We start from the raw sequence: 6,878 nt of genomic DNA on the forward strand, positions 1-6,878 counted from the left end.
TCGCCCCTCATGAAGAAGAAGCCCGCGCAAGCGGGCTTTTTCTTACCTGTACCACCGCCGCTTTGCTTTGCGAACCCGCTGATGACCCTTCAATGACGCCGTGGATGGGAAATATCGCGATGCTGGATGTCCGGATTCGACCCTAAGCGGACGTTGGGCCCAAGCACAGCGCAGCCCTGTTGAGACGACTCTTACGGCAGATATCGTCTCAGTTCGTGACTTACATCCAACACCGCCGCCAAGTAGACGTCTTTACCATTTGCATTAGCATTCGACACGCTGGCCAAAGCCCTGTTTGCGTCCAGGAACTTCCTAATTGACGCTACTCACTAGAAGCCATATGTTCCTTGCCAAACCCCTGACCAGGGGGCAACTAGGCGTTTTTTCTCTTATGACTTTCATCGCAGCCTTACAGACAAAGCTAACTTCTCTTGGAATCACGAGTAAGATCGATGGCGAAGAGATCACGGTTGAGAGACCTGAGCTACGCGCGCTGACGATAAAAAGTGATTCTGATTTGGAAACAGCTTTCTCTTCGTATAAGAAGGCCAGAAGCATCAACTTTGATGTTGAGCAAAGAGAGTTGCTCCATAACAACTCCTTTGAGGTTCACATAACGCGCCTATCGCCGCTTACATCTTTTCAGACCGAGCTGTACACACTGTCGGATAGCCGCGGGAACACCGTGAAAATTGGTCCGTGCTCCTCCGCATTCTCTCTGGCTTTCTTTGACTCGCCTGAGTACACGAGATACTTCGACGCGAGAGTGAGGAAACGAATCTTAGAGTCAAGCCTGTCCACCCGTAAGCCTGACTGGTTCCTTTGGTCACCAATCACCGCCACATACACCCATAAGGGCCGTAAGACCCCGGCACAGTTCAGAGACACTGCACTACACGCCATTCGGAGCAGCTTGTTCAAGATTGCAACTGAACAACATGACTGTTACGCCATCTGGAAGCCGAGGAACAGGCGAATCAAGTCGATAAACGGAGACACTGCAACTGGCGACAATGTCATCCCGCGAGCGCGCTATGAAGAGGACGTTGTTAGCTTCTACAAGGTAGCAAAGGCTTCGCCATTTCCCAGCCAGAGCTTCCTCGCCTACTACCACGTTCTAGAGTTCTACTTTCTCAAAGTTGCGGAAACAAAGCTGCATCATAGGCTCTCATCCATTCTCAATTCCCCAACACTTAGAACAGACAGAAACTCATTGGATAGGGTCATTTCGCTTGTTCGCGGCCAAGACTCAAGAAGTGACGAGACAGAAATGCTGAGAAGCGTCTTGGATAGGTACGTCCAAGAGCAAGACCTTATCGATTTCATTAGCGAGTTCGAAACAAGCGTTGGAGAGAAGATCTACTCGAAAAGGCGACGTGTGTTTGGTGAAGACGTGCAGATTAGTCCAATGAAGGATCATGCCCTTGCTAACTCAGCCAAGACGCTAAAACACATCCGCAACGCCATCGTTCATTCGAGCGACCGATACAAGCGTGAAGACTGCCATATTCCATTGTCCGAAACAGAAGACCTGATCGCGGAGTTCCTTCCGCTCGTACGATTCTTTGCGGAAAGGGTAATTTATGGATCAGCTACGTAGACCAGATACATAACAATTCACTCAAGCCGACGCCCTTCGCGGCGCTGCTTAATTCAGGGGTTGATCCAACGTCTGCTTCTGGCCGAAAGCGGCCCCAAGCAATCACGTCACCGGCACGAACTCCATCACGGCCCCCGGCTGCAGCCACGGCATCAGCCAGTGGTCCACCAGCAGGAACGCGAACAGCGCCATCAGGTACACCACGGAGTAGTTGAACACCCGCATCGCGAAGAATTCGTCCGGCGGGTCCAGCAGCCGCCACGCGTACCACAGGAACACCAGCCCCAACACCACGGCGCCGCCGAGGTAGAACAGCCCGCTCATGCCCACGATCACCGGCAGCAGCGTCACCACGCACAGCAGCACCGTGTAGAACAGGATCTGCCAGCGCGTGTACTGCACGCCGTGCGTCACCGGCAGCATCGGCACCAGCGCGCGGGCGTAGTCGTCGCGGCGGAAGATGGCCAGCGCCCAGAAGTGCGGCGGCGTCCAGACGAAGATGATCAGCACCAGCAGCAGTGCGTGCGCCCAGTCCCAGGGGCCGGCCATGTTGGTCACCGCGGCCCAGCCCAGCAGCGGCGGCGCGGCGCCGGCGATGCCGCCGATCACGATGTTCTGCGGCGTGGCGCGCTTGAGCCAGCCGGTGTAGATGACCGCGTAGCCGATCAGCGAAGCGAACGTCAGCGCCGCGGTCAGCGGATTGACCAGCGCGATCAGGATCGCCATCGACAGCACGCCCAGGAACACCGCGAACGCCAGCACCTGCGCAGGCTTCAGCGCGCCGGTGGCGAGCGGGCGGTCCATGGTGCGCGCCATCACCTTGTCGATGCGCTGGTCGATCAGGTGGTTGATCGCGGCCGCGGAGGCCGCCGCCAGCCAGATGCCGAGCAGGCCGAACACGGTCTGCCGCAGCGGCGGCAGGCCCGGCACCGCGAGGAACATGCCCACCAGCGCGGTGAACACGATCAGCGCGACCACGCGCGGCTTGGTCAACGTCCAGTACTGCGGGAAATCGCGGGCGAACGACATGGCCGCGTCAGTCCGGCTGGCGCAGGCGCGCCAGCAGCGTGACCAGCACGAACAGCAGCAACGCAGCGCCACCGTTGTGCAACACGGCCACCGGCAGCGGCAGCGACAGCTTCACGTTGAGCACGCCCAGGGTGACCTGCGCGACGGTCAGCAACGCCAGCAGCACCGCCCAGGTACGCAGGCCCGGCGTGCGCAGCAGGCGCCACGACAGCGCCAGCAGCACGCCGGTGGCGACGATCGCAAACAGCCGGTGCGCCATCTGGATGGCGATGCGCGCCGCGCCATCCAGCACCCCGCCTTCGTAGTCGGTGCCCACGCCACGCCACAGCACGAAGCCTTCGCGCCAGTCGCCCTGCGGCCACCACTGGCCGACGCACTTGGGGAAGTCGATCCAGTGCGGCTCGGCCGTGGTCCAGCCACCGGCGCCACACGCCAACGCCGCGTAGTTGGCGCTGACCCAGCCGCCCAGTGCGATCTGCACGCCCAGCACCGCCAGCGCGGCCACCACCCAGCGGCGCAACGACGTGGCATCGGCCAGCACGATCGGCAGGTGGGTCGCGCGCCACGCCATCCACACCAGCAACGAGAAGGTCAGCATGCCGCCCATCAGGTGGCCCATCACGATCACCGGCTTGAGCAGCATGGTGACCGTCCACTTGCCCAGCAGCGCCTGGAAGATCACCACCGCCAGCGTCAGCACCGCGGCACGCGCCAGGTCGATGTTGGACCAGCGCAATGCCGCGAACAGCAGGATCGCCTCGCCCAGCCCCGCGAACACCAGCGCCGCGGGAATGTGGCCGTACATGTACAGCGGGATCGCCAGCGCCACCAGCGCCGACGCGCCCAGCACCTGCGCGATGCCGTGGCGTCGCTTGCGCACCGCCATCAGCGCCAGCCCCAGCACCAGCACGCCGAGTCCGGCGGCGAGGTGGCGATGCACCTGTTCTCGCCAGGCCTTGTGGACTTCCAGCGGTCGCACGTCCAGCGCGTCCGCGCGCCGCACGCCGGCCTCGGTGGTCGGCCATGCCGCGCGTCCATAGCAGGTCGGCCAGTCGGGGCAGCTGAGCCCCGCGTCGGACAGGCGCACGAAGGCGCCGAACACGATCACGCACAGCGTCAGCGCCACCGCCAGCCAGGCGATGCGGTGGAAGTGCCGGTACAGGTTGGGTCGGGAGAACGTCATCACTTGAGTTTCAGCAGGCGGTTCACGTCTTCGCGCAGGTGCGCGGGATCGAAGCCGGGAGCGTAGCGCAGGATCACGAAGCCGTTGGGATCGACCACGTACACCGGCACGCCGGCGGGATCGTCGGCGCGCGGCAGTCCGGCGCGCAGGGCGGGCGTGTCCGCCAGCACCCGCCACGACGGGTTGCGCACCGCGCCGTCGGGCGGCGTGCCCAACCACAGCGTGTGCACCTTGTCCGCGCGATGGCCGAACAGCTGCCAGACGATGTCGAGGTCGCGCGACAGCGCCACGCACGGCTCGCCGCAATCGGCGGGCGGTGCGACCAGGATGCGCCAGTCGCGTTCGGCCGGGTTCCAGGCGTAGGTGCCGCCATCGATCAGCGCAGGCTGCACTTCGCGCAGGTCGCCCGGCGGTTGCAGCAGTTCGCCATGGTTCTTCATGGCCGACGGGCGCCAGCCCGAGAAACGCAGCAGGCCGGCCACCAGCGCGCTGCCGAGGAAGATCACCACGATGCCGACCAGCAGCGCGCGGTTGCGGTTGCGTTGCTTGGCGGAGAGAGGGGCGTTCATGGGCGTCGCTTCCGGAAGGTGAGGACCAGCGCGGTCACCAGCACCGCCAGCGCCAGTCCGAACCACTGCACGGCATAGCCGAGGTGTTTCTCGGGCGGCAGCGTGTTGGGCAGGATGTCGAGGTCGCGGGCATGGCCCAGCGGCAGCGCGGGATCGAGCTTGAGCAGGCGCGGCGCCAGCGACGGCAGGCCGAGCATGTCGCGCAGGCGGTCGATGTCGAGGCCGGTGGCAAGCAGGGTGCCGTCTTCCTGCGCGGCCAGCACCGCGCGGCCCAGCCCCTGCGACGGCGGCGGCACCAGCAGGCCGGCGATGGCATGCGTGCCTTCGGGACGCGGCAGTTGCGGCAGGGTGCGGTCGCCCGGCAGCGGCAGCCAGCCGAGCTCGACCAGCAGCGGCGGCGCCTGCACGCCCGGCTGCACGCCGTCCTGCGGGTCGAATACCCGGAAGGCGCGCACGCCGGCACGGCCATCGCGCTGCTGGTTGTCCAGCAGGATCAGCGGCTCGGCGAACACGCCCTCGCCCGCCACCCAGTCGTAACCCTGGGCCGGGCCGGCGGCGGCCGACAGCGGTCGCGCGTCGCGCGCGCCCAGGACCGCCTGCACCGCGTCGAGCATCGCCTGCTTCTCGTGCATCCGGCCCAGTTGCCAGCGGCCCAGCGATGCGAATGCCAGCATCGCCAGCACCGCGACCGCCCAGCCCACGACGACGGTGCCGCGCCTCACGCCCACGTGCCTGCCGCCTGCGATAATGCGTTCACGCCCACGTCGCCGCCCCGGAGCCCGCGATGAACGATTCGCTGAAGACACTGATCATCGTCGGATTCCTGCTGTTGATCCTGTGGAACCTGGGGAGCGGCCTGTATTACATGCTGGTCGACAAGGGCCAGACCAAGCGCACCGTGAATGCGCTGACCAAGCGCATCGCGCTGTCCGTCGCGCTGATCCTGCTGGTGCTGCTGGCCAATTACCTGGGCTGGATCGAGTTCCACGGCGTGGGACGCAACCCGGGGCAATAACCCGGCCTCGCATCGCGGGCCGCCGGAAAAACGGAAAAGCGCCACTGCTGGCGCTTTCCCACGGAGTTCTGGCATGGCGCCGGCGTGGCCGATCAAGGACTCCGTCCGTGCGCGTCGCCGTCAGAGCACGTAGACGAACAGGAACAGGCCCAGCCACACCACGTCCACGAAGTGCCAGTACCACGCGGCGGCTTCGAACGCGAAATGGTTCTCGGCGTCGAAGTGGCCACGCGCCACGCGCAGCCACATCACGATCAGCATGATGGTGCCCAGCAGCACGTGCGCGCCGTGGAAGCCGGTCAGCATGAAGAACGTCGAACCGTAGATGCCGGAGCCCAGCGTCAGGTTGAGGTCCTGGTAGGCGTGGATGTACTCGTAGCCCTGCACGAAGGCGAAGGTGACGCCCAGCGCGATGGTGGTGCCCAGCCAGAACAGCACCTGGCGGCGGTGGCCGGCCTTCAGCGCATGGTGCGCGATGGTCAGCGTGACGCCCGAGGTCAGCAGGATCAGGGTATTGATGAGGGGCAGGCCCCACGCCGGGATGGTCTGGAAGGCACCGCCGATTTCGGCCGGGCCGGTGCTCGGCCAGCCGGCGCTGAAGTTTTCCCACAGCACGACGTTGGTCATCATGCCGCTGCCCTCGCCGCCCAGCCACGGCAGCGCGAACTGGCGCGTGTAGAACAGCGCGCCGAAGAACGCGGCGAAGAACATCACTTCCGAGAAGATGAACCACACCATCCCCATGCGGAACGACACGTCGACCTGCTTGTTGTAGTAGCCGGAGATCGACTCGAGGATCACGTCGGCGAACCACTTGAACAGGATGGCGGCGAGGCCGGCGAGGCCGATGTAGAACGCCGGCATGCCCCACGAGATCTCGTTCATCCAGCTGGCGAGGCCCAGCATGGCCACGAACAGCGCGACCGAGGCGTACACCGGCCACTTGCTCTGGTGGGGCACGAAGTAGACGTTCGGGTCGGGGGTGGCGTGGGCCTGTGCCATGTGCGTCGGTCCGGGTTGCGGTGTGCGTGGAAGGTCAGGGCGCGGCGTGCGACGGCGCGACGCCGGCCACGGAGGCCTGTGCGCGATCGGTCAGCACGTCGTTCCTGAAGAAGGTATACGACAGCGTGATGGTGTTGACGCCGTCCGGCAGCGCCGGGTCGACGATGAAGCGCACCGGCATGTCGCGGGTTTCGCCGGCCTGCAGGGTCTGCGCGGTGAAGCAGAAGCATTCGGTCTTCTGGAAGTAGCCCGACGCGCGCGCCGGCGCCACCGAAGGCGTGGCGCTGCCGACGATGGGCGCGCTGCCGTCGTTGTGCGCGTAGTACGTCGCCTCGTAGACCTCGCCGACGCGCACCCGCATCCGCGTTTCATTCGGGCGGAACGACCACGGCAGGCGCGAGTTGACGGTGCCGTCGAACTCCACCGTCACCCAGCGGTCCTCCTGCGGCGCCGCGGTGCCGCTCGGCGCGCTGGCGGCGG

At 64.8% G+C, this 6,878-nt stretch carries 8 protein-coding genes; 2 read left to right on the forward strand and 6 right to left on the reverse strand.

Annotated elements, in window-relative coordinates; genetic code table 11:
* The first annotated feature begins 316 nt into the window (after positions 1–316).
* On the forward strand, positions 317–1,600 hold the full coding sequence (locus E2F46_RS12885) for a hypothetical protein (RefSeq protein ID WP_165967466.1): 1,284 nt from the start codon (positions 317–319) through the stop codon (positions 1,598–1,600).
* 102 nt (positions 1,601–1,702) lie between these two features.
* On the opposite strand, the gene cyoE is transcribed toward E2F46_RS12885, so the two are convergent.
* From cyoE to E2F46_RS12905, 4 genes are read right to left on the reverse strand one after another with little or no spacing between them, the layout of a single operon-like run.
* On the reverse strand, positions 1,703–2,629 hold the full coding sequence (gene cyoE / locus E2F46_RS12890) for a heme o synthase (protein WP_133322688.1): 927 nt from the start codon (positions 2,627–2,629) through the stop codon (positions 1,703–1,705).
* 7 nt (positions 2,630–2,636) lie between these two features.
* On the reverse strand, positions 2,637–3,815 hold the full coding sequence (locus E2F46_RS12895; protein WP_133322690.1) for a COX15/CtaA family protein: 1,179 nt from the start codon (positions 3,813–3,815) through the stop codon (positions 2,637–2,639).
* Positions 3,812–4,381 (reverse strand): hypothetical protein, encoded by a 570-nt coding sequence (locus tag E2F46_RS12900; RefSeq protein ID WP_133322692.1) that lies wholly within the window; start codon positions 4,379–4,381, stop codon positions 3,812–3,814. The genes E2F46_RS12895 and E2F46_RS12900 overlap by 4 nt, the downstream gene beginning before the upstream one ends.
* Positions 4,378–5,055 carry an SURF1 family protein gene (locus E2F46_RS12905; protein WP_133322713.1) on the reverse strand — a complete coding sequence of 226 codons (678 nt, stop codon included), beginning with the start codon at positions 5,053–5,055 and terminating at the stop codon, positions 4,378–4,380. The genes E2F46_RS12900 and E2F46_RS12905 overlap by 4 nt, the downstream gene beginning before the upstream one ends.
* A gap of 110 nt (positions 5,056–5,165) precedes the next feature.
* Between E2F46_RS12905 and E2F46_RS12910 the strand changes: the two genes are divergently transcribed.
* Entirely contained in the window at positions 5,166–5,396 is a 231-nt protein-coding gene (locus E2F46_RS12910) for a twin transmembrane helix small protein (protein WP_133322694.1), read from the forward strand.
* A gap of 120 nt (positions 5,397–5,516) precedes the next feature.
* Here the strand turns inward: E2F46_RS12910 and E2F46_RS12915 are convergent, their stop codons facing one another.
* A complete protein-coding gene (locus tag E2F46_RS12915; protein WP_133322696.1) occupies positions 5,517–6,398 on the reverse strand; it encodes a cytochrome c oxidase subunit 3 in 882 nt (293 codons plus the stop codon).
* Positions 6,399–6,432: 34 nt separating this feature from the next.
* The coding region (locus E2F46_RS12920) for a cytochrome c oxidase assembly protein (RefSeq protein WP_133322698.1) at positions 6,433–6,878 on the reverse strand (446 nt) is incomplete at its 5' end.

The organism is Luteimonas aestuarii (assembly GCF_004357985.1).
Classification (GTDB): Bacteria; Pseudomonadota; Gammaproteobacteria; order Xanthomonadales; family Xanthomonadaceae; genus Luteimonas; species Luteimonas aestuarii.

What these genes read in the sequence shown, in the direction of transcription:
- E2F46_RS12905 (WP_133322713.1), bottom strand. Translation starts at nt 5,055, where the DNA reads ATGCTGGCATTCGCATCGCTGGGCCGCTGGCAACTGGGCCGGATGCAC.
- E2F46_RS12900 (WP_133322692.1), bottom strand. Translation starts at nt 4,381, where the DNA reads ATGAACGCCCCTCTCTCCGCCAAGCAACGCAACCGCAACCGCGCGCTG.
- E2F46_RS12910 (WP_133322694.1), top strand. Translation starts at nt 5,166, where the DNA reads ATGAACGATTCGCTGAAGACACTGATCATCGTCGGATTCCTGCTGTTG.
- cyoE (WP_133322688.1), bottom strand. Translation starts at nt 2,629, where the DNA reads ATGTCGTTCGCCCGCGATTTCCCGCAGTACTGGACGTTGACCAAGCCG.
- E2F46_RS12915 (WP_133322696.1), bottom strand. Translation starts at nt 6,398, where the DNA reads ATGGCACAGGCCCACGCCACCCCCGACCCGAACGTCTACTTCGTGCCC.